Source organism: Anatilimnocola aquadivae, from assembly GCF_049819085.1.
GTDB lineage: Bacteria > Planctomycetota > Planctomycetia > Pirellulales > Pirellulaceae > Anatilimnocola.
Map to the genome: position 1 here is coordinate 773,671 of NZ_CP187419.1, position 21,428 is coordinate 795,098.

At 58.6% G+C, this 21,428-nt stretch carries 14 protein-coding genes; 6 read left to right on the forward strand and 8 right to left on the reverse strand.

The window, feature by feature from the left end; translation table 11 throughout:
- Window positions 1-340 precede the first annotated feature (340 nt).
- Genes NA78x_RS03010 through NA78x_RS03020 form a run of 3 tightly spaced genes read right to left on the reverse strand, consistent with a single transcriptional unit; the run spans window position 341 to window position 7,946 of the window.
- Complete coding sequence (locus NA78x_RS03010; protein WP_425616938.1) at window positions 341-3,415, reverse strand: multidrug efflux RND transporter permease subunit; 3,075 nt, start codon at window positions 3,413-3,415, stop codon at window positions 341-343.
- On the reverse strand, window positions 3,412-6,558 hold the full coding sequence (locus tag NA78x_RS03015; protein ID WP_425616939.1) for a multidrug efflux RND transporter permease subunit: 3,147 nt from the start codon (window positions 6,556-6,558) through the stop codon (window positions 3,412-3,414). Before NA78x_RS03015 ends, NA78x_RS03010 begins: the two co-directional genes overlap by 4 nt.
- The gene (locus tag NA78x_RS03020) at window positions 6,555-7,946 is read right to left on the reverse strand and encodes an MdtA/MuxA family multidrug efflux RND transporter periplasmic adaptor subunit (RefSeq protein ID WP_425616940.1); all 1,392 of its coding nucleotides are present in this window, start codon (window positions 7,944-7,946) and stop codon (window positions 6,555-6,557) included. Before NA78x_RS03020 ends, NA78x_RS03015 begins: the two co-directional genes overlap by 4 nt.
- A gap of 269 nt (window positions 7,947-8,215) precedes the next feature.
- Between NA78x_RS03020 and NA78x_RS03025 the strand changes: the two genes are divergently transcribed.
- The 5 genes from NA78x_RS03025 (at window position 8,216) to NA78x_RS03045 (ending at window position 15,567) form a co-directional block, all read left to right on the forward strand.
- A complete protein-coding gene (locus NA78x_RS03025) occupies window positions 8,216-11,212 on the forward strand; it encodes a sensor histidine kinase (protein ID WP_425616941.1) in 2,997 nt (998 codons plus the stop codon).
- On the forward strand, window positions 11,209-11,847 hold the full coding sequence (locus NA78x_RS03030; RefSeq protein WP_425616942.1) for a response regulator: 639 nt from the start codon (window positions 11,209-11,211) through the stop codon (window positions 11,845-11,847). The genes NA78x_RS03025 and NA78x_RS03030 overlap by 4 nt, the downstream gene beginning before the upstream one ends.
- Before the next feature lie 136 nt (window positions 11,848-11,983).
- Complete coding sequence (gene msrB / locus NA78x_RS03035) at window positions 11,984-12,469, forward strand: peptide-methionine (R)-S-oxide reductase MsrB (protein ID WP_425616943.1); 486 nt, start codon at window positions 11,984-11,986, stop codon at window positions 12,467-12,469.
- Window positions 12,470-12,602: 133 nt separating this feature from the next.
- Complete coding sequence (locus NA78x_RS03040; protein WP_425616944.1) at window positions 12,603-13,931, forward strand: redoxin domain-containing protein; 1,329 nt, start codon at window positions 12,603-12,605, stop codon at window positions 13,929-13,931.
- Window positions 13,932-14,175: 244 nt separating this feature from the next.
- Complete coding sequence (locus NA78x_RS03045; RefSeq protein ID WP_425616945.1) at window positions 14,176-15,567, forward strand: peptidoglycan-binding domain-containing protein; 1,392 nt, start codon at window positions 14,176-14,178, stop codon at window positions 15,565-15,567.
- Window positions 15,568-15,574: 7 nt separating this feature from the next.
- On the opposite strand, the gene NA78x_RS03050 is transcribed toward NA78x_RS03045, so the two are convergent.
- From NA78x_RS03050 to NA78x_RS03060, 3 genes are all read right to left on the reverse strand, one after another.
- Window positions 15,575-16,420 (reverse strand): cation diffusion facilitator family transporter, encoded by an 846-nt coding sequence (locus tag NA78x_RS03050; protein ID WP_425619495.1) that lies wholly within the window; start codon window positions 16,418-16,420, stop codon window positions 15,575-15,577.
- A gap of 417 nt (window positions 16,421-16,837) precedes the next feature.
- Window positions 16,838-17,884, reverse strand: coding sequence for a hypothetical protein (locus NA78x_RS03055; RefSeq protein ID WP_425616946.1), 1,047 nt, complete (start codon window positions 17,882-17,884; stop codon window positions 16,838-16,840).
- Window positions 17,885-18,266: 382 nt separating this feature from the next.
- Window positions 18,267-19,406, reverse strand: coding sequence for a retropepsin-like aspartic protease family protein (locus NA78x_RS03060; protein WP_425616947.1), 1,140 nt, complete (start codon window positions 19,404-19,406; stop codon window positions 18,267-18,269).
- A gap of 219 nt (window positions 19,407-19,625) precedes the next feature.
- Here NA78x_RS03060 and NA78x_RS03065 point away from each other — a divergent pair, with 219 nt between their 5' ends.
- Window positions 19,626-20,597: an EamA family transporter gene (locus NA78x_RS03065; RefSeq protein ID WP_425616948.1), complete on the forward strand. Its 972-nt coding sequence runs from the start codon at window positions 19,626-19,628 to the stop codon at window positions 20,595-20,597.
- 7 nt (window positions 20,598-20,604) lie between these two features.
- On the opposite strand, the gene NA78x_RS03070 is transcribed toward NA78x_RS03065, so the two are convergent.
- Together NA78x_RS03070 and NA78x_RS03075 are read right to left on the reverse strand one after the other, a co-directional pair.
- Entirely contained in the window at window positions 20,605-20,958 is a 354-nt protein-coding gene (locus NA78x_RS03070; protein ID WP_425616949.1) for a hypothetical protein, read from the reverse strand.
- Between the two features lie 95 nt (window positions 20,959-21,053).
- Window positions 21,054-21,425 (reverse strand): hypothetical protein, encoded by a 372-nt coding sequence (locus tag NA78x_RS03075; RefSeq protein ID WP_425616950.1) that lies wholly within the window; start codon window positions 21,423-21,425, stop codon window positions 21,054-21,056.
- Window positions 21,426-21,428: the final 3 nt, after the last annotated feature.

Sequence of the window (21,428 nt, forward strand, 5' to 3'; positions counted from 1 at the left end):
AGTCACCAGTTCTCCGCAATGGCAAACAGTGCCCCACAATGGCCTGCCGACAAATGCCCAGTTGCGCCGTTACTGCAATGGATATATTGCATATGTTACTTCGATGCATTGCGTACTATCTCCCAATTGGCTCGGCAGTGCGTTGCGGCGCATTGCAAGTAGCAGCTCACCATCGGCGCGCAGCAATACCCCGACCGGTGCTCGGTTCGCTCCACCACACGGTGGACGATCAGCCTGCTATTAGCGTGAATGGCCGATCGTTTGTCAAGAAACTATTTAGTAGATAATTGACACATGCAAAGCAAATAATGTGCCAGCGAAGTTGCTTTAAGCGATTAGCTCAAGGTCGATTGCCAGCCAGCCGCAGGCGGAGGCGGTCGAGATAGAGATAGACCACGGGAGTCGTGTAGAGGGTCAGCATCTGGCTGAAGATCAGTCCGCCGACAATGGCGATGCCCAAAGGCTGGCGAAGCTCCGCGCCGTTGCCAGCCCCAATCGCCAAAGGCAAGCCGGCGAGCAGAGCCGCCATGGTGGTCATGGTGATGGGGCGAAAGCGAAGCAGGCACGCTTCGAAAATGGCATCCTCCGGCGACTTGCCGTGCGTCCGTTCGGCTTCGAGCGCGAAATCGATCATCATGATCGCGTTTTTCTTCACTATGCCAATCAGCAGCAAGATGCCGATGAGCGCCATCACGTTCAGTTCGGTGCCGCAGAGCATGAGTGCCAGGAGTGCTCCGACGCCGGCCGAGGGAAGCGTCGAGAGAATCGTCAGCGGGTGAATGTAGCTTTCGTAGAGCATGCCCAGGACGATATATACCGTCACGAGCGCGGCCAGGATCAACAGTGGTTGGGTGCTGAGCGAGTCTTGAAAGGCCTGCGCGGCTCCCGAGAACTTGCCCTGAATGCTCTGCGGCAGGCCGAGTTGCCGCGAGGCGTTTTCGATCTGCGGTACGACTTCGCCGAGCGACGTGCCAGGAGCCAGATTGAACGAGATTGTCGTCGAGGGAAACTGCCCGCTGTGATTGGCCGATAGCGCCGAGTAGCGTTTGGTGTAGGTGTAGAGGGTTTTGAGTGGAATCTGGGCGTCGTTCAGTCCGCGAACATAAATGTGATTCAGCGCTTCGGGATCGCTGGCAAAATCGTCTTCAACCTGCATCACCACGTGGTACTGATTCTGGTCCTGATACATGGTCGACACTTGTCGCTGGCCGAAGGCGTCGTAGAGCGTGTTATCAATCGTCGAAACAGTGATACCCAAGCGCGAGGCCATCGTGCGGTCAATGGCCAGTCGCGATTGCAGCCCTTTGTTCTGCTGATCGGTGTTGATGTCGACGAGGCCAGGGATCTTGCGCATTTCGGCAATCAGCTTGGGATTCCACTCGGTGAGTTCAGCCAGGCTGTCGCCGCGCAAGCTGTATTGATACTGCGCGCTGCTGGCCCGACCGCCGATGCGCAAATCTTGCACGGCCTGCAGCAACAGCGTGGCCCCGGGCAGCTTGGAAGCTTTGGCGCGAATGCGCGCGATCACCTGATCGGCCGATAGTTTTCGTTCGTGCAACGGCTTGAGCGACACAAACATGCGCCCGGCGTTCGACCCGCCACCCATGCCGCCGATCGAAGCCGTCACTCCCTCCACGGCCGGATCTTCGCTGACCACCGCCGCGAACTGTTGCACCAAACGGGCCATCGACTTGTACGAAGTGTCTTGATCGGCCGGTTGCAGGCTGCCGGAGAGTCGTCCGGTATCTTGTTGCGGAAAGAAGCCTTTGGGAATGATGATGTAAAGGTAGATCGTCACGCCAATGGTCGCCAACGTGACCAGGAGCGTGATGAACTGAAATCGCAGCACCACGCGCAGCGTCGATTCATACCGAGCCAGAATCCAATCGAACACACGTTCGCTGAACAGAAAGATGCGGCCGTGGCGGGTTTCGCCGCGCGACTTCAGCATAAAAGCGCACATCATGGGGGTGGTGGTGAGCGAGACCACGAGCGAAACGATGATCGCCACCGACAGTGTGACGGCAAACTCGCGGAACAGACGTCCGACGATGCCCCCCATCAGCAGAATCGGAATGAACACGGCGACCAAGGAAATGCTGATCGAAAGGACCGTAAAGCCGATTTCCTGCGCCCCTTTGATCGAGGCTTGCATGGGCGTCAGCCCTTTTTCGATATGCCGCGCGATGTTCTCGATCACCACGATGGCGTCGTCGACGACAAAGCCCGTGGCGATGGTGAGCGCCATCAGCGAGAGATTGTCGAGGCTGTAATCGAGCAGATACATCACGCCGAACGTGCTGATCAGCGAGACGGGCACCGCGACGCTGGGAATCAAGGTAGCGCGCCAATCGCGAAGAAACACAAACACCACCAGAATCACCAGCGCTACCGAAAGAACCAGGGTGAACTGCACCTCTTCGAGCGACGCGCGGATGGTTGCCGTCCGATCCAACGTGATCTGCAGATCCATATCGGCAGGAATCTGAGCCTCGAGTTGGGGCAGAATCTCGCGAATGCGTTCCACGGTGCCGATGATGTTGGCTCCTGGCTGCCGAAAAATGATCAGCAAGATGCAAGGCTTACCATTGGCCATGCCAAATGCGCGGGTGTCTGCGACCGAGTCGGTGACGGTGGCAATGTCTTGCAAGCGGACGGGAGCGCCATTGCGATACACGACAATCAGCGGCGCATACTCTTTGGCGGTGAAGAGTTGATCGGTCGCTTGCAGCGACCAGCTTCGCTGGTCATCGGCGATGCTTCCCTTGGGCCGGTTAGCATTGGCTGCATTGAGCGCCGTGCGCACATCTTCTAAGCCGAGTCCGAGGTGATTGAGAATCGTGGGATTGACGTCGACGCGCACTGCAGGCGCGGAACCGCCGCCCACCATTACCTGGCCGACGCCTTGGATCTGCGACAGCTTCTGCTGCAAGATGGTCGCCGCCGCATCGTACATCTTGGGCTTGGTGTAGGTATCGGAGGTGACCGCCAGAATCAAGATCGGCGCATCGGCCGGATTGACCTTGCGATACGACGGGTTGTTCGGAAGGTTGGCGGGCAACTGACCGCGAGCTGCATTGATGGCGGCTTGCACATCGCGCGCGGCAGCGTTGATGTTGCGGTCCAGATCGAACTGCATCGTGATCTGCGTCGAGCCGAGCGCACTCGCCGAAGTCATTTCGGTCACGCCGGCAATTCGCCCGAACTGGCGTTCCAGCGGAGTTGCCACGGCCGAGGCCATCGTCTCGGGACTAGCGCCGGGCAGGTTCGCACTGACTTGAATCGTGGGAAAGTCGACCTGCGGCAGTGGCGACACCGGCAGCAACGTATAGCCCAGGACGCCGGCCAGCGTGATGGCGATGGTCAAGAGCGTCGTGCCGACCGGGCGGCGAATGAAGGGAGTCGAAAGACTCATGCGCCCTCTCCCGCGGGGACATGCTGCGTCAGGTTCTCGGGCAAGTCGTCTTCGGGCACGAGGGTTGTCTGCACCTTCACGCCAAAATACGCACCGAGACGATCGAACCAGAGGTAGATGACGGGCGTTGTATAGAGCGTGAGCAATTGGCTGAAGATGAGACCGCCGATGATGGTGATCCCCAGCGGACTGCGCAGCTCCGAGCCCGTGCCGGTGCCAATCGCGAGCGGAACTGCACCGAGCAGCGCTGCCATCGTCGTCATCATGATCGGGCGAAAGCGAAGCAAGCAAGCTTCGAAAATGGCCTTGTCCGGCGACATGTTCTGGTTGCGCTGCGCATCGAGCGCGAAGTCGATCATCATGATCGCGTTCTTCTTGACGATGCCAATCAACAGAATGATGCCGATCAGCCCAATCACGCTCAATTCGGTCCGGCACATCAGCAGGGCCAGCAGCGCGCCGACACCAGCCGAGGGTAATGTCGACAAGATCGTGATCGGGTGAATGTAACTCTCGTAGAGCACGCCGAGCACGATATAGACGGTAACGAGCGCCGCGAGAATCAGCAGCGGCGTGTTCTTGATGGAAGCCAGAAACGCTTCCGCTGTCCCCTGAAAACTGCCCACGGTGCTCGGTGGCAGACCGACATCGGCTTTGGCGTTTTCGATTGCTTCGACGGCTTCTCCCAGCGAGACATTGGGAGCGAGGTTAAACGAAACGGTCACTACCGGGAATTGTCCCTGGTGATTGATCGTCAGCGGGGCGGTGGCTTCTTCTAGACGCGTGAACGTGCTGAGCGGAACGGCGCTGCCGCCCGGTGGTCGGATGTAAATCTCGTTAAGGTCTTTGGGCGCGTTGCGAAATTCAGGCTGCACTTCGAGCACCAGCCGATACTGGTTCAGCTGCGTGAACATAATCGAGATCTGCCGCTGACCGTAAGCGTCGTAGAGCGCGTCGTCGATCATTTGCGGCGTGATGCCGAGTCGCGAGGCGATGTCGCGATCGATGACGACCCGCATCTGCAGGCCGGAGTTCTGTTGATCGCTGGTGACGTCGCGCAGTTGTGGCAGCTCTTGCAATTTGGCCACGAACTTCGGCGCCCATTCGTCCAGTTCCTTGGCATCGGGATCTTCCAGGCTGTACTGATACTGCGTGCGACTGACGCGAGTTTCGACCGTCAGGTCCTGCACGGGCTGCATGAACAGATGGATGTCTGGAATGTCCTTCAAACTCTCTTGCAGCCTGCGAATGACCTCGGTCGCACTTTCGTGCCGCTCTTCGTGCGGCTTCAGATTGATTTGAATGCGGCCGCTGTTGACGGTGGTGTTCGTGCCGTCGACGCCAATGAAACTCGACAGGCTCTCGACGGCTGGGTCCTGCAAAATCGCCTTGTTCAGCAGCTGTTGCCGCTCCTTCATCGCGTCGAACGAGACGCTCTGCGGCGCTTCGGAAATGCCGAGAATCACGCCCGTATCCTGCACGGGAAAGAACCCCTTCGGCACGATGAAGTACAACCACACGGTGGCCACCAGCGTGATTGCCGAGACCACCATCGTCGCCGTTTGATGCCGCAGCACGACGCGAAGGGTCTCGCCATAGACGCGAATCACCCATTCGAAACAAGCTTCCGAAATGCGGAACAGCCGGCCGTGCTTGCTGGGATCGGTGTGCTTGAGCAGCTTAGCGCACATCATGGGAGTGAGGGTCAGCGAAACGACCGCCGAGACGAGAATCGTCACACTCAAGGTCACGGCGAACTCGCGGAACAGACGGCCGACAATATCACCCATGAATAGCAGCGGAATGAGCACCGCGATGAGCGACACGCTCAGCGAAACGATCGTAAAGCCGATTTGCGCCGAACCCTTCAGCGAAGCTTCGAGCGGGGAATCGCCTTCCTCAATGTAGCGCATGATGTTCTCGATCATCACAATCGCATCGTCGACGACAAAGCCCGTCGAGATCGTCAGCGCCATGAGCGTGAGGTTGTTCAGGCTGTAGTCCAGTAGGTACATCACCGCAAACGTGCCGATCAACGACAGCGGCACCGCCACGCTGGGAATGATCGTGGCGTTCACATTGCGCAGGAACACAAAAATCACGAGCACCACCAGCGCGATCGTAAAGAGCAATTCGATTTGCACATCTTCGACCGAGGCACGAATGGTGACCGTGCGGTCCGTGAGGATTTCGATCTTCACCGCGGCCGGCAAGGAGTCGCGGAGTTGCGGCAACAGGGCCTTCACACGATCGACCACTTCGATCGTGTTCGCGCCCGGTTGGCGCTGAATGTTCAAAATGACCGCAGGCGTATCGTTCATCCAAGCGGCCTGGCGCAGGTTCTCGATATCGTCAACCACATCGGCCACATCGGAGAGGTGCACCGGTGAGTTATTGCGATAAGCGACAATCAACTTGCGATACTGCTCGCTGGTGAAGATCTGATCGTTCGCGCCGATGGTATAGGATTGCCGCTCACCATCGAAGCTTCCCTTGGCCTGGTTCACATTCGCACCGGCGACGACGGTGCGAATATCTTCCAGGTTGAGCCCCAGGCTGGAGAGAGCCGTCGGATTTACCTGGATGCGAATCGCCGGCTTCTGACCGCCGCTGATGCTCACCATGCCGACGCCGCTCAGCTGCGAGATCTTTTGCGCGAGCCGCGTATCGGCCAGATCTTCGACCTTCGAGAGGGGGAGTGTCTCGGAAGTGATTGCCAGGGTCAGAATGGGAGCATCAGCCGGATTCGTTTTGGTATAGATCGGCGGATTCGGCAAGTCGCGCGGCAAGAACGTCGACGCTACATTGATCGACGATTGCACCTGCTGGGCCGCGACGTCGATATCAAGCTCCAAGGCAAATCGCAACGTGATGACCGAGCAGCCTTCGCTGCTGGTTGAAGTCATTTGCGTCAAACCGGGAACCTGGCCGAATTGACGTTCCAGCGGCGCAGTGACCGACGAAGCCATCACGTCGGGCCCCGCGCCGGGGTAGAACGTGACGACTTGAATGGTCGGATAATCGACCTGCGGCAATGCCGAGACAGGCAGCAGGCGATAGGCGATCAAGCCCGCCAGCAAAATGGCGAGCATGAACAGCACGGTCGCGACCGGCCGCAGCACGAAGGGGCGAGAAATATTCATCGGGCGGCTTTTGAACGGTCCGTTGAGTCGGGCTGCTGTTCGTCCTTGCTGTCCGCCGGCTTTCCTTCCGCTGGTTTGCCAACAGCTGGCATGCCTGCTTTCGGCTGCGCGTTGCGAGTCGAAACCTTGGTTTTGGGCTGCAGCTTGTCGATGCCTTCGGTAACCACGATTTCACCCGGTGCGAGACCTTTTTCAATTACGGTCTCCGACCCTTCCGTCGGGCCAATTTCGACCTGGCGAAGTTCGACCGTGTCGTCGCTGGTCACTACATACACAAACGAGAACTCGGGGCCACGTTGCACAGCCGCAGCCGGCACGACAATGGCGTTGGGCAACGTATCGACGAGCAAACGCGTGTTGACGAACTGATTGGGAAACAGGGAATCGGCGTTGTGATCGATGATGGCCTTCAGACGCAGGGTGCCCGTGGTGGAGTCGACCTGGTTATCGGTCGCGATCAGCTTGCCGCTGGCGAGTTTGTTCGTGAAGTCGCGGTCGTAAGCATCAACCTGCAGTTCTTCACCTTCCAGCATGCGTTTGCGAACGCGGGGAATCTCGTCCTGCGAAATAGTGAAAGTAAGGGCAATTGGCTGCAGTTGATTGATGACGGCCAGTCCGTTCGCTTCGTTGGCCCGCACGATATTGCCAACATCGACCAATCGCAGACCGATGCGGCCATCGATGGGAGACTCGATGCGGCAATAGGTGATTTGCAGTTCGGCATCGGCGACCATCGCCCGGTCGCTCTTGATGGCGCCTTCGGTCTGCTGGACGATGGCGAGTTGATTTTCGACCTCTTGGGTCGAAACACTGTCGGCCCGGAAGAGTCGCTCGAGCCGCTCCAGCGTCACCTTGGCAGCCTTGAGGGTGGCTTCGTCGCGAGCCAGTTGTCCCGCGGCTTGATCTCGCTGCACTTCGAACGGCCGCGAGTCAATCTCAGCAAGCAGATCGCCTTCTTTCACCATTTGGCCTTCGACAAAGGCGACGTTGATCAACTCGCCTTCAACGCGACTGCGGATCGTCACCGTTTTCAGCGCCGTGACGGTACCCAGCCCATTCAGATACAAGTCCATATCTCGCTGGCCAACGGTTGCCGTCACCACCGGCACGACGCGCACCGGCTTGGTTTCCGGCTTGGTCTCACCGAAGTAGGGAGCAACGCGCGGCCACCATTGCTCTTGGTAGTACCAGCCGATGCCGCCGCCAATTGCAATCACAATCAGCATCACGAGCCAAAAGCGGCCAGAACTGTTGGCAGGCGGCTGCGGCGCAGCGGTCGTGGGCTCGACGGGCGAGGCGGGGTTTTCAGCAGTGGGTGAAGGCCGTCGTTTGGTCGTTTCTGGGGCCTCACCAATCGCTGCAGCAGCAATCGGGCTGTTCCTGATCATCGGCGTTCGCGCTATCTTTAGGCAGGATTGGGCGGGAGGTGGGAGTAACGAGACTTCTGACAACTATTCATCAGAACCGAAGGGCTTCGATTCTGATATCTGCCATTAGGCATATGACATTCTGGCTCGTCTTCTCGATGATGGCGGGAATGGACCATACAGGTTATTCGCCCGGCCAGACCCGCGATAGAGTCGACCCGCACGGACCTGCCCGTCCGAGGTAGAGTGGAGATGGCTTCAGTTTTGTCGTATCAACTTTGAGACGGTGAATGGTCTGCGCTCGACGCTCTTCGATAGCCTGCCTGATAGCCGCGGCGCTACTGCTGTGTCTGCCCTGCGCAGCCCGCGCGCTCGATCCCCAGCGGCCCTTGACCCAGGCGCTGCTGCGCATTTGGCAAGCCAACCAAGGGCTGCCCCGCGCCTCGATCTTTTCGCTGCATCAAACGCGCAATGGCTATCTCTGGCTGGGAACTCAAGCCGGGCTCTATCGCTTTGACGGCGCGCGGTTCGTCCCCATCGAGGGGAGTGGTCGCGTAGCCAATCATTGGATTCAAGATCTGTGCGAAGACGATACCGGCACTTTGTGGATTGCCACCGACGATGCCGGACTGATCGGTCTGCAGGATGGCGCCACTTTTTCACTGACCATTGCCGAAGGTCTCCCCTCGAACAACATTCAGTGCTTGCTTGTCGATCATCGCGGCCAGTTATGGGTGGGCACCGATCAAGGACTCGCCTTTTATCGCCAAGGTAAGTTTCAGGTTTATCAAGCCGAGCAAGGTCTGCCTACCAATGCCATTCGCGCGATTAGTGAAACGCCCACAGGTAAAATCTTGATTGGCACCGCTGGACCCCACGTTTGCAGTTGGGACGGGAGCAAGTTCGTGCGCGAGAACTTTTCTCTGCTACCGCCGCAAAGCACCATTCAGGCGCTGCAGGCGACTGACGACGACACCGTCTGGATTGGTACTTCAGCGGGCCTGCTGCGACGAAGAGGTAATGACGACCGTCTGTTCACCACCGTCGATGGTCTGGGAGATAACCTTGTTCATTGCCTGACGCTGGGGAGCAGCGGCGGCTTGTGGGTCGGAACCAAGGATGGCCTGTGCCGCATCTTGGGTGACCGCGTCGAGCCGTTTCAGACGAAAGAAGGCTTGTCGCAGAGCACCGTCTTCGCCATTTGCGAAGACCACGAGGGGAGCCTGTGGGTAGGAACAAAAAATGGTTTGAATCAACTCGTCGATCGCCGCACGCTGTTGCCATTCACAACCACCGAAGGTTTGCCGAGCAATGCCACGGGCCCAGTCCTGCAGAGCGATGCGGGCAACATTTGGGTAGGAACATTAGGAGCAGGTCTCGCGCAGTTCGACGGTCGACGATTCACCCAGGTGGCGACGACGAACAACGGACTCTTGAGCGACACCGTACTATCGCTTGCGGACAGCGATGGCGACCTCTGGATCGGCACCGAGCTAGGTCTATGCAAGTTCCAAGCGGGGAAGGTGGTCGAGCGATACACGAAAGAAGATGGGCTGCCGGCAAACAAGATTTTATCTCTCTGCCGCGACCGGGCTGGTGCCTTATGGGTAGGCACCGAAGCTGGCCTGGTCGAACTACGCGAAGGGAAGTTCGTCGCACCACAGGGAGAAGAAGCGGTAGTCGCAGCGCCCATTCAATCGCTGATCGACGTCGGCGGAAAATATCTGGTGGCCGCGCTGGCGGGCGGAGGTCTGTATCGCGTGCAAGATGGCCGAATCAGTCTGCTCAATGAACAGTTGAGTGGTTGGTCGGACATTCATTCGCTGTATCTCGATGAACAGAATCGTCTGTGGGCTGCCATTCGCGGCGGTGGATTGGGGCTGATTGATGGAGACAGGCAGGTTCGCTTCAGCGTGAAAGATGGGTTGTACGACGACGACATCTTTGGCATTGCGACTGACGACAAAGGCCGGCTTTGGATGGCCTGCAGCCGAGGGATTTTCTTCGTGCCGCTCGCCGATCTAGAAAAGTTCGCGGCCGGTCAGTCAGACAGGCTAATAAGCACACCGTTCAGTCCAACCGATGCCTTGCGCACGATCGAATGCCAAAGCGGTGTGCAACCCACCGTTTGGAAGATGCAAGATGGCCGCGTTTGGTTCTCGACGATTCGCGGCATCATCGTGGTCGATCCGCAGCGTTTCGGGCGTCAGTTGCCTAAGCCTTCGGTCTTGATCGAAGAAGTACGCGTCAACGGCCAGGACATGCGCCCGCAGCAATTGCAACGACTTCCACCGGGCCACACGAATTTCGAGTTCCACTACACGGCGCTCAGTTTTGCATCGCCGACGCGGATTGCGTTTCGCTACCAACTCGAAGGCTTTGACCCCAATTGGATTGCCTCCGGCTCGCGGCGGCAGGCTTTCTATACCAATCTCGCGCCGGGTCGCTATCGCTTTCGCGTGCAAGCCATTAATTCGGACGGCAGTGAAACCGAAGCAGCGCTACCCGTCGAATTCACACTCCGGCCTCATTTCTACGAGACCTCTAGCTTTCTCTTGTTGTTGCTCGCCGGCATTGCTGCGGCGGCCTGGATTGCCTATCGCTTGCGCGTACGACACATCAAAGATCGGTTGCAAGTGGTGCTAACCGAGCGCAATCGGATCGCGCGCGAATTGCATGACACGTTGATTCAAGGCTTTTCCGGCGTGACGATGCAAATGCAGGCTTTGGCGACGCGATTGCAAAAGTCTCCCGAGTCCGCCACGCTCACCGAGATCATCCGCGACGCCGGTGGCTGCCTGAGTGAAGCGCGCCGCTCGGTTGCCGGCCTGCGCAATCCGCAAGGGAGCGAGTCGGGTCTGGCCACTGCCATCGCGCAAACGGCCCGTCAATTGACAGAAGCCAGTGACGCGCGCCTTAGCTTGCAACTAGCAACGCTGGCAAGCAAGCTCGACGCCGATCTGGAGTACAACGTCCTGCGCATCGTGCAGGAAGCGATTGCCAATGCCGTTCGGCATGCGGGGGCGAGCCTGATTGAAGTGAAGATGGGCGTCGAACGCCAGCGGTTGGTAATCTCGATTCACGATGATGGCTCGGGCTTTGATGTGCAGCGACATCTCGAACAGGTACAGCCCGGGCACTATGGCATCATCGGCATGCGCGAGCGGGCCAGTCAGATCGGCGCCCAACTGCAGTGGCGCAGCCATGCGCGGCAGGGAACGACAGTCACCCTCAGCTTGCCTGTCGCAGCTTCCCTCGTCGCTATTCCCGAGCGGTCCAATCCATGAGCGACACAAACTCATCACCGCTGATTCGCGTGCTGTGCGTCGACGATCATCCGTTGGTGCGCAAAGGGATCATTGCCATTCTCAGCAACGAAAGCGATATCGAACTCGTGGCCGAAGGGGCCAATGGTCTCGACGCCGTCGATCTCTTTCGCAAGCACCGCCCCGATGTCACGCTCATGGACCTGCGCATGCCTGGCTTGGATGGCATCGGTGCAATCAAGGCGATTCGCGGCGAATTTCCTGAGGCCAAAATCGTCGCTCTTACCAGTTACGACGGCGATCAAGACATCTTCCGCGCGCTCGAAGCGGGTGTGCGCGGCTACTTGCTCAAAGAGATGGTCCATACCGAAGTGCTAACTGCGATTCGCAAAGTCTTCGCCGGGCACAAGCTCATGTCTCCGGAAGTGGCCGAGCGCGTCGCGGGCTACTTTCCTCAGGATGCATTAACGCCCCGCGAGGTGGAAGTGCTAACGCTCGTCGCGCAAGGTCTCGCCAACAAAGAGATCGCCGGCAAGCTAGGAACCGCCAGCGGCACGGTGAAGATCCACGTGCAAAACATTCTCGCCAAACTCAGCGCCACCGATCGCACGCATGCCGTCACCATCGCGCTGCAGCGGGGCATCATTCATCTATAACGCACAGCAAACAAGCGACATCCCAGCAAACGGCATATGTCATTCGGCAGATGACAGAATGCGCAATTGTTCGATGATGGCCCCGTGATGATGGCCCCGTAATGAAACTTTGATGTTGCCACGAGGATGCGGATTGATGGCGCTGGTGTTTGTCTTCAACAAGGCTGGTGAATTGGTGGGTCCCATCGATTCGCCCGCGTGGGAATTCTCGCCAGAGAGATGGAAATCGATCCTCACTCCGGAACAATTTCGCGTGCTAAGGACCCAAGGGACCGAGCTTGCTTTTAGTGGCATGCTGCACGACAACGAACGAAGTGGCGTCTATATCTGTGCAGGCTGCAGCTTGCCGCTGTTCTCATCCGCCGACAAATTCGATGCTCGCACCGGCTGGCCAAGCTTCTGTCGTCCGCTGGCCACCGAAAACCTTCGCGAGCGAACCGACCAGAGCCACGGCCTGCAGCGCACAGCGATTGTCTGCACGCGCTGCGAAGGTCATCTCGGCCACGTCTTTCCCGACGGCCCACCTCCGACCGGTCTGCGCTACTCTCTTAACTCCGAGTCGCTCATCTTCGCCCCCGACAATCAACTCAGCAAACTCGCCGACCCAGCCGCCAGATCGTGAATCCACGCTGCTGTTGAGAAACAGCAAATGGCATGAACGACCGAGTCAGAATTTGCAATCGCCGCAAGCGGCAATTCTAATATCCCTCCGATGAGCGGTTGATAATAAGGGCCTCAACGGGGAGTGATTGAGCATGCGTTCCATCATGTGTTCGCTGTTATTCTTGGTGAGTTTGACGACTCTGGCTTTCGCCCAAGAGAAGCTGAAGACCCATGCCGAACTCATTGCGGCTAATCCCAATGATGCCTACGAATGGCAAGAGTATTGGCGACAGCAAGCGGCCAAAGTGGGGCGCGCGGTGGCGAACGATCGAGCCACAACAGTGCGGCTGATGGAGGAAGTCGAAGGCATGCTGGCCAAGCATCAAGCCACCGCTCCGCAAGCGGCTCAGATGCAAATGCAGATCGCCGCTTGGCTCGAAATGTGGAAGTCCACCATTGAAGCTAACCCGGCTACCAGCGGAGAAGCGGCCAAGCAACTCCTGCAGAAGCCGGACGATTCCAAGGCTTTGACTGCGTATCTCCGCCAGGCGGGTCAAGAGATAGCCTCAGGGCTGCAATTGGCACCCGATCTTGCCGAATTGCAAATCAAGACGCTGCAAGCGCATGTCGCGCAGGTTAAGGCGGCAGCCAAGGAAGAATCTCGTTCTGCCATCGATAAGGAGGTGGCCAATATTGTTGAAGCGCTGAAGCTCCAACTCGCTGCGATTCGCAAGCGAGAAAACGATCAATCCAAAGATGCAACTCCACTGAAATTGGAAACCTGGCTGCAAGGAACGCCAGTGACCGATGCCGACCTCCAAGGCAAAGTCGTCATCATCAACTTCTGGGCTCCTTGGTGTCCGTATTGCACGAAACTTGCTCCCCGACTGGCCGCCTGGCACGAGAAGTACGCCGACCGCGGCTTGGTGATTGTTGGAGTTACGGACTATTCCAATGCCGAATGGAATGACGCGGCGCAGCGAGCGGAAAGAGTCGCCGGCAAAAAGGTTCCGCCCGATGACGAACACAAGGCGATGACGAAGTATGCCGAAGTGCACGGCTGGAAGTTTCCGATCGCCGTTGATAACAAGAATCAAAAGCTCGCGAAGTTTTATGGTCCGCGCGGCGTCCCCGCGTTGTTCTTGATTGACCAGCGCGGGCAGGTTCGCCTCACAGCCGGCCAGGGCGCCGAGAGCGAGCAGCAAATGACAGAGGCCTTGGAGAGGCTGCTGCCTGAACCATTGGAAGGATCCCCGGTTGCAACAACGAATGCGCCACCCACTGCGCAGCGCGCAGTAGCTCGCCTGTGGAGCGATGTCAGCGGCAAGTTCAAGATTCAGGCAGAGCTCGTCTCTTACGACAAAGAAACAGTACGGCTAAAGAAAGCCGACGGCAATGAAATCGCCGTACCTCGGTCACGCTTGTCCGCCGCAGACCAGGCTTTCCTCGACTCGCTGCCAGCTGCCGCCACCAACCCGTAGGAAAGAAGCGACTACCTTTCAATATTCGTTGGCTCGATTGTGCCAGCGCCGTCTAGCGACGAAAATGGCGATCACCAACCCCGTCAGCATGAGCAGGATCAAGCCAACGAATGGCCCGCGACGCGATTCTTAGTCACCGTTTCAAAGTCAGTCGGGCCTGGCGTCGGCAGACTGCAAATGAAAACGGCAGCAAAACCTCTCATCGCCCTACTCTCATCATTAGTCTTCAGCGAGGAACTCGCGCATGTCTCTGAACAATCCCTTGCTTTCGGGAAGCAATCGGCTCCGTCAAGTTTCGGATGGCGCTCCGTCGGTCAAGGCTGCGCCGCCGCACGACGATACCGATGCCGTGCGCCGCATTCAAAAAGCCCTGCGCATTCTCACTCGCAATCCAATGCCGCAATCGTTTGTGAACGGCCCTAACAACGAACCTGATGGCAAGTTTGGACAAGAGACATTGAACCTGGTCATCGCCTTTCAAAAGCAGGCGTTTCCGACTGATCCTCGCGAGTGGGATGGTCGCGTCGGGAAAAAGACACTGGGCAAGATGGATGCGCTGCTGCCGCCCGGCGGCGGTGGAGGTGGTGGCGTCATCCCCGTGCCGCCTCCCTTGCCCCCCGCGCCGATTCCTCCGCTCGGGCTGACGATTGTGAATCAACCGTCAGGCAATGTGTTGATGCTGGCTGAGATCGACGATGCCGCGGGCAAGTCCGATCTCAATAGCGAACGGCGGCAAGTGAAAGGCGTCTCACTTGGGGCGAGATTGCGGGTCTGGTTCGCCAAGCTGGGCGTGGGCGCTGCGCTACTCAACGAGATCGAAAAACTGGCGCTGGGAATGACGGGCTTTGGTCCGCTCGAAATTCGCAAGTTCATCAACGGCCTGATCGAATCTGGCAAGCTGGAGCGCGAAGCCTTTGAAGACGTCACCGCCGCCGCGATCACTTCGTTTCCCGACGTCGATGCGAATAAACCGCTCAGTGCGCGCTCGGTTCGACTCAACCAGGCGCTACTGCGGAACGAAATGGCGGTGGGTGGTGAAACGGCGCTCGAGCTCTTTAAGTTCTGGACGGGCGAAAGTGACGTGCCGGCGAAACTGCGAAACTTCAATTCGCTCGACAATGCCATCAATGCCACGCCAAACTTCAAAGCGGCCGCCAACCAATTCGAGGAGCGCCTGCGGCAGAACGTGCAGGCCCAAGCGAGGCTGGCCTTGATCGATTTTCGCGATCTGGTGACCGGTCCCGGGCCCAAGCGAGGGTCGAATGTCGATGTGCCAGCCAGCGAGCCCGGTCAACAGACTCGGCGGATGTTACCGGCCATCGAACCGGTGATTCCGAACCTGAGCCTCGTCGAAGATCGCGTGGCCAAGATCTGCATCGGCAGCTTTCAGGGCGTGCATATTTCGATGACGGGTTTTACGGCCGATGCCAAAACCCGGACGTTTACGGCCATGCTGAAATACGACCTGCGCGATCACTTTGGGGTGGACGACGACGATTGCGAGGTTACCACCAAGGGAATTCACGGCACGCCTGGCCAGGTCGCCATGTGGGTGCTGCAACACTTCGCCCCCCAAGGACACCGGCCGTTCATCGACCATATCCTGGTCAACCGCTCGGTGACGGGCAAGTTCTGATGGCGAGCTAGCTCTGTGGCACGTCTGGCTGATGCGGCTCGACGTGGATGAAGGCATCGGCGATGCGCAGCGGTGAGTTGCGCAGGGCGCTACGCACGCGACCGCCGATGGAGTGCCCTGCTTGCACCGTGGCGAGGGCATCGACTTCGATATGGATCTCGACGAAGAACTGCATCCCGCTTTTGCGAATGCGGCATTTTTCGACGGCTCGCACGCCGTCGATATGAGCCGCCAGTTGTCGCACCTGTTCTTCGAATTGCTTCGGCGGGGCCGCGTCGAGCAAATCTCGAATGGCCATCCGCATCAACATGAACGCGCTATAGACAATCACCACGCAGGCGACGAGCGCCGCCCAATCATCGGCCGGTTCGTAGCCCGGCCCGCCGATCAGACCGATCGTGATGCCGATAAAGGCGGCCAGCGACGTGAGCGCGTCGGACCGATGATGCCAGGCATCGGCCTGCAGCGCCGAACTCGCGGTTTCGTCGCCAAATTTGCCAATCCAGCGGGCCATCACTTCTTTGGTAACGACCACCAGGGCTAACACCAGCAGCGTGGACCAGTGCGGCAAGTGATGCGGCGTGAGAATCTCCCGCACGCTTTGCACGGCAATGATCACCGCCGCCCCCAGCAGCGCGAGTGCTGCCACGATGCCCGCCAGTGCTTCGGCTTTGCCGTAACCATACGGATGCCGTTCGTTGGCCGGCGCAATGGCAACTTGCAAGCCTCCCCAGACGACGAGCGACGTGACGATATCAGAAGTCGATTCGATGCCGTCGGCAATCAGGGCGTACGAGTTGCCGAAGACGCCCGCAATGATCTTGAGCGCCGCCAGGGCCGCATTCACCGCCATGCTCACCAAGGGCACCCTGGTGATTGACTCGGAGCTGGCTGAGGCGGACCGTTGCATGCTGGCGAGTGAATAGGGAGAAGAAGCATCGCATTCGAAAGGCAGCTTGAGTCTAAGGGGACTCGTTGCCAACCGATAGGACGCACGGAAGGCCCATGGACCGCAGGTGGGCAGGAGTCTCCGGCCGCTGCGCGATCAGAAAGCTTGACGCAAGTGCCAGCGACGCCCAATCAGGGGGTGTTCACAAACCGGCCTGCTGTTCTGGAAAAGAATGCAATATCTCTCGGGAATGGCGCGGGTTGTGGGTCAGCGGGCGTGGGCGTTTGTGAACATCGGCAAACCAGCGACAGTTGCCTGCTGGTGAGTTACGTCAAATCGACCCCGGAGGATCGAAGAGGCAAAGTGCCGCGGAAGGAACGGCTACGGTCTGCTGAACCGCAGTTGCAGCTGAGCGATCTGTTGTTGCCGATCGCTGAACTGGGCGTTGGGGTCGAAGGCCAAGGGCTTGCCGCACAATAGCGACAAATGATTGGAGGCCGCCAGGCGAACCTGCGAGTCATCGTGGTTCAGCAAAGCGAACCAGGCACAGCGGTCGTCGACCATCCAGCCAGCGACGCGTTGCGGAGTATCTTGCGAAAGATCGGCCAGGCCGTGGCAGATCTCGCGAACTCGGCTGGCTTGTTCGGCCGAGAGCTGCCGGCGATCGAGCCGCTGCAGCCACGATACGACCGGTTGCCCGGCGGCGCGCAGTTGCGTATCGGCTTGTTGCCGCTGCTGAAAATCATCGCTGTCGAGTTGCTGGACCCAGGTTCTCCACTGGGTTCGTTCGGCCTGAACATTCTTGCCGGCGAGGCCGATCAGCGATTGTTCGATCGCCGCAGCCTGCTCCTGCAGTCGCCAGTGCGGACGCAAGGTTTCCAGCATCGGGAACAGTGCTTCTTCGCACAGGTGTGGCTGCTTCAGCATCAGGTGCCAAAGGGTGGCAGCGGTGTAAGTTTGCTGCTTGTCGCGGCCCATGGTTACCGTGAGCGGGCCCTTGAAGGGCTGAACCAGTTTCACGTCAGCGGTGGGACTCGAGCCGGTGCTCGTCAGAGTCAGACGCTGCTGATCGTCCAGGTCGAACGTAAGCTGCCGTTCGGGCTGAAAGTCTTCGTAATGAATCACGAGCGACTCGGAGTGCAGCTGCACGCTCAGTTGCTCGCTGGGGATTTCCGTCGGCTCGCCCACTTGCACCACGCGGCTTTGGCCGCAGCGATGTCCGAGGACGGCGATTCGGCCGCCAATCAATTCCAGGCGAATCCAGCCCGTGCGCTCAAGCAAATTGCGCTCCAGCGTGGGCGAATCGCTCGCCTTCACGGGGACCGCACTGCGATCAACGGGATCTTGCGCGGCCAATGGACTGGAAAGGACCGGACTAAAGAAACTGCCCAGTAAGAGTGCGAGATAGACTCTCGCGGTGCTGGGCACTCTGCCGCGCGCTGGGTCAACAAAACTTCCCCTCATGGCGAACCCCCATGCTTCGTGCAAACACGAATGTGGAGAGGAAGTGTGAAAACTGGCTTAATGCTGCGGATTGGCGAAATCCGTTCGCCAACCTCACTCAAGCTGCGGCGTCAGTAGTTGTGGCAGGCTGCCCCTTCATCGCCCACAATCGCGGGGTAACCGGTCATCTGACTTATCGACGTTTATTGCCCTATCGCCAAGAGCAATAAGTTGAATCGATGAAAAAACAACGAAGATTTCGCAACTCTCGCTGGTGCAAGTGTAACTACCGATAAACCTCCCCGCTAGCGATCGGGCGACCTGAGCGGCCCGATAATTCTGCAAACTGCTGCTGGTCGGCCAAGGGCTACTCTTGTTCTTTTTTCTTGGCTGCGTCACGCTTGCTGGCGTTGGCCTCTTCGTCGACCTTGACCATTTTCAGAATGGCGCGGGCCTTGTCGACTTCGAATTTGAAGTTACCGAGAAAGCTCATGCCGAGGAGTGGGCGAGCTGCCACGGCCGATTCGTCCATCACCACGCAGTCGACACCTTCCACCAGGAACTTGCCCACGCGTACGCTCCCCAGGGTCTTCTGAAAACCAGGGATCTCGCGGCCATCGGCCAAGATCAACGTGATGCGAGGATCGGTGCTCATCGGTTCCAGGCCCATCTCTTTGGCCATTGCATAGGGCAGAGCCAGCGATTGAGCACCCGAGTCGACGATCATTTCCTTGGTGTGCTTGCCGTTGATCATAACCGACGCCCACAAGGTGGCATCGTCGTCGCGCAGGGCAATATTCTCGGACAGAATCTTGTCTTCGAGTTGAGCCAATTGCCGCTCGGCCACCGTGAAGACCGGTGTTGGCTTAAGGGCGAGGGACTTCTTCAGCACTTCGTTGACCTTGGCCATCGCAGCCTGATTCTTCGGATCCGCAGCTGCTTTCGACCAGGCTTGTTCTACCTTGTCTGCGGCGGAGCGAACCTCTAGCAACTTCTCGGTGTAGGCTTCGCGGGCCGCGTTCGATTTGCCACGAGCTGCTCGTACCTTGTCGGTCGACTTTCCCTGCTGTTGCAAGCCGAGGTCAATTTGACCGCCGATGGCATTCAACGCACCCACGAGACGATTGTGATTGTCGACCGTCAGGTTCCCCGCTGCCAAAGCCGCGTTGTATTGAACCTCGTTAGTCTTCAAAGTCGTGATCGTGGCTTTGACCTGTTCTAGCTCTAGCTCCGCCACAGCCAACTCCTTTTCGGCAGCGAGATAGCTCTTGCGAACGGTGGTGATGTCCTTCACCTGCTTGGCGAACTCTGCTTCAGCAGGGAGTGAGACGCCCGTTGTCGTAACTTTGAAGCCCGCAGTTTCCAGAGCAGCCTTCGCTTCCGAAGGTGTCAGCGTGATTGCCGCAGCAGCGTTCTCTGCCGCTGGTTTCTCTTGGGCGATCGAGAAGGTGCTCGATAGGGTAACCACAAGTAGTCCGGCAACCAAAACTCGAATTAACGTAGACATCGGAAGGCCCTGGCGAATGGGTTTGCCGCAATTACAGAATCCTCAGATGTTACTCCCCTCTACTAAGTGACGCTAGGCGTTTTTTGCCCTCGCACGCTTATCTGGTCCCCTGCAATGTAAAGGGAATTTGCGCTATAATTGTGCTTTATCACTTCCTGTCAGGCGGTCGCAGCAACCATTGGGTCGCTGGCGATTCTTGCCTACGGCGATTCAGCCTCTGTGACAAAACTTTCGACCGACGCTGCACCATTGCTGGCCAAGCCGGTTCTCCTGGCGCCGCATCCTTGGTTCGGGACCTTTTGCGGACTCTTCTCCGCAGTGGTGTACACGGTCGCAAACGGATTCTTGCGGGCCGTCAGCGATTACGACCCAATCTGGGTGTCGGCCATGAAGGCGCTCTCGACAGCCGCCTGTCTCTCGCCCTGGGTGTTGTTTTCGTTGCGGCGCGGTGAAGGTGTGCCCCCCGTCAAGATCTGGCTGATGATTGCCGCCGCCTCGCTCGTGGGACAATTGGGCGGGAACATCTCGTTTCAGTTTGCCCTCGGGCAGATTGGCTTGGCACTTACCGTTCCGCTTTCGCTGGGCGGCATGATCGTCGGTGCGACATTCCTCAGCCGTGTGTTTTTGCACGAACGAGTGAATCTCACCTCAGCGATTGCCGTGGGCGTGCTGTTGATGGCCATCGCCGTGCTCTCGTTGGGCGCGGAAGAAGCTCGCGCAATGGTGCTGCAGAAAGTCGCGGCCAATCCTTGGCAACTAACGATTGGTGTGACAACGGCTTGCCTCTCGGGAGTGGCTTACTCGGTGCTGAACGTGGTCATTCGGCACGCCGTGCAACATGGGGCAACCTTGCCGGCCACGCTGATGACCGTCTCTCTGATGGGGCTTGCCAGCCTGGGTTTTCTTGCCATGCAGCGCATCGGTTGGCAAGGCATGCTGCACACGGAATCGCTGGATGTAGCCCTGATGCTGGCCGCAGGTGTTTGCAATGCATTAGCCTTCGTCGCACTCACGCGGTGTTTGCAACTAACGAGCGTGGTCTATGCCAATGTGCTCAACGCCGCACAAGCGGCACTGGCAGCACTCGCTGGCGTGCTCGTCTTTCGCGAGCCGGCTTCGGTCGCACTAACTGCCGGCGTGGGACTGACCATCTTGGGGCTGGTGATCCTCACACGCAAGCAGCGGTCGTGATTCAGTTCTATTCCTGCTCAGGTCCGTGTACGAACAGGTACTTAATCCCGCAACTGCCGCAGCGTACATCGCCGGTCGCTTCCGCCTCGGGATGATTGACGAATCGCTCGCCGCAGCGGCAACACGCTCCCGAGATTAATGGACTTTGCGGAGAGAAGTCCGGAGGCAGCTCTCCCTCGATTTGCAAAATCTGCTGAGCTCCCCACAGCTTGCGATGCTTCAATCGCACGTAATCGACGAGCGGAAACGACTCGCCCACCAACTCTTCGTTGACCAGCCACCATTCCGACCACGGCGGCACACTCAAAGGTTCGGCGATCGCTTGCCGGAAGTAAATCAAACACGCTTCCCGATCAACCACGCGACTAGCTCCTGCAAGACACTTCTACCGCAGTACGCGGCTTTCACTTGTGCCTTCCATTCTACCGCGCCGAGCAATTTCCGGCTGCGGTAGCTTCAGTCGGCATGGCTATGATCGTGCGAATGTCCCGCCGTTTCCGCTGCGGGGCGCTTGCGGCTGAGCTGAGCCTGTTCGAACTTCAGGCAGGCTCGTTCGGCAGTTTCCCATTCGCCCGCTTCCGCTTGGGCGATGAGTTTGTCGAAGTGGGCCCGCTCGTCGACCGACATTTTGCCGGCAGTCTGTCGTTCGGCGACGGCCCGTTTGACACCTGCGAGCCACGTGGTGTTGCGGGCCGAGCAAGCAGTACGAAGCGACGAGATGAGCGGCAAGTGATCGTGCTGGACGGCCGGCGGACGTGAACAACCGGCCAAGCTAAAGCAGGCGATGCCAACGAGCAAAACGATGGGCAGGTTTTTCATGGCAGGCAACAA

Bases quoted from the DNA above. Each gene is read 5' to 3' on its own strand.
- NA78x_RS03060 (WP_425616947.1), bottom strand. From the start codon at position 19,406: ATGTCTACGTTAATTCGAGTTTTGGTTGCCGGACTACTTGTGGTTACC.
- NA78x_RS03020 (WP_425616940.1), bottom strand. From the start codon at position 7,946: ATGATCAGGAACAGCCCGATTGCTGCTGCAGCGATTGGTGAGGCCCCA.
- NA78x_RS03025 (WP_425616941.1), top strand. From the start codon at position 8,216: ATGGTCTGCGCTCGACGCTCTTCGATAGCCTGCCTGATAGCCGCGGCG.
- NA78x_RS03015 (WP_425616939.1), bottom strand. From the start codon at position 6,558: ATGAATATTTCTCGCCCCTTCGTGCTGCGGCCGGTCGCGACCGTGCTG.
- NA78x_RS03050 (WP_425619495.1), bottom strand. From the start codon at position 16,420: ATGGCGGTGAATGCGGCCCTGGCGGCGCTCAAGATCATTGCGGGCGTC.
- NA78x_RS03010 (WP_425616938.1), bottom strand. From the start codon at position 3,415: ATGAGTCTTTCGACTCCCTTCATTCGCCGCCCGGTCGGCACGACGCTC.
- NA78x_RS03040 (WP_425616944.1), top strand. From the start codon at position 12,603: ATGCGTTCCATCATGTGTTCGCTGTTATTCTTGGTGAGTTTGACGACT.
- NA78x_RS03030 (WP_425616942.1), top strand. From the start codon at position 11,209: ATGAGCGACACAAACTCATCACCGCTGATTCGCGTGCTGTGCGTCGAC.
- msrB (WP_425616943.1), top strand. From the start codon at position 11,984: ATGGCGCTGGTGTTTGTCTTCAACAAGGCTGGTGAATTGGTGGGTCCC.
- NA78x_RS03045 (WP_425616945.1), top strand. From the start codon at position 14,176: ATGTCTCTGAACAATCCCTTGCTTTCGGGAAGCAATCGGCTCCGTCAA.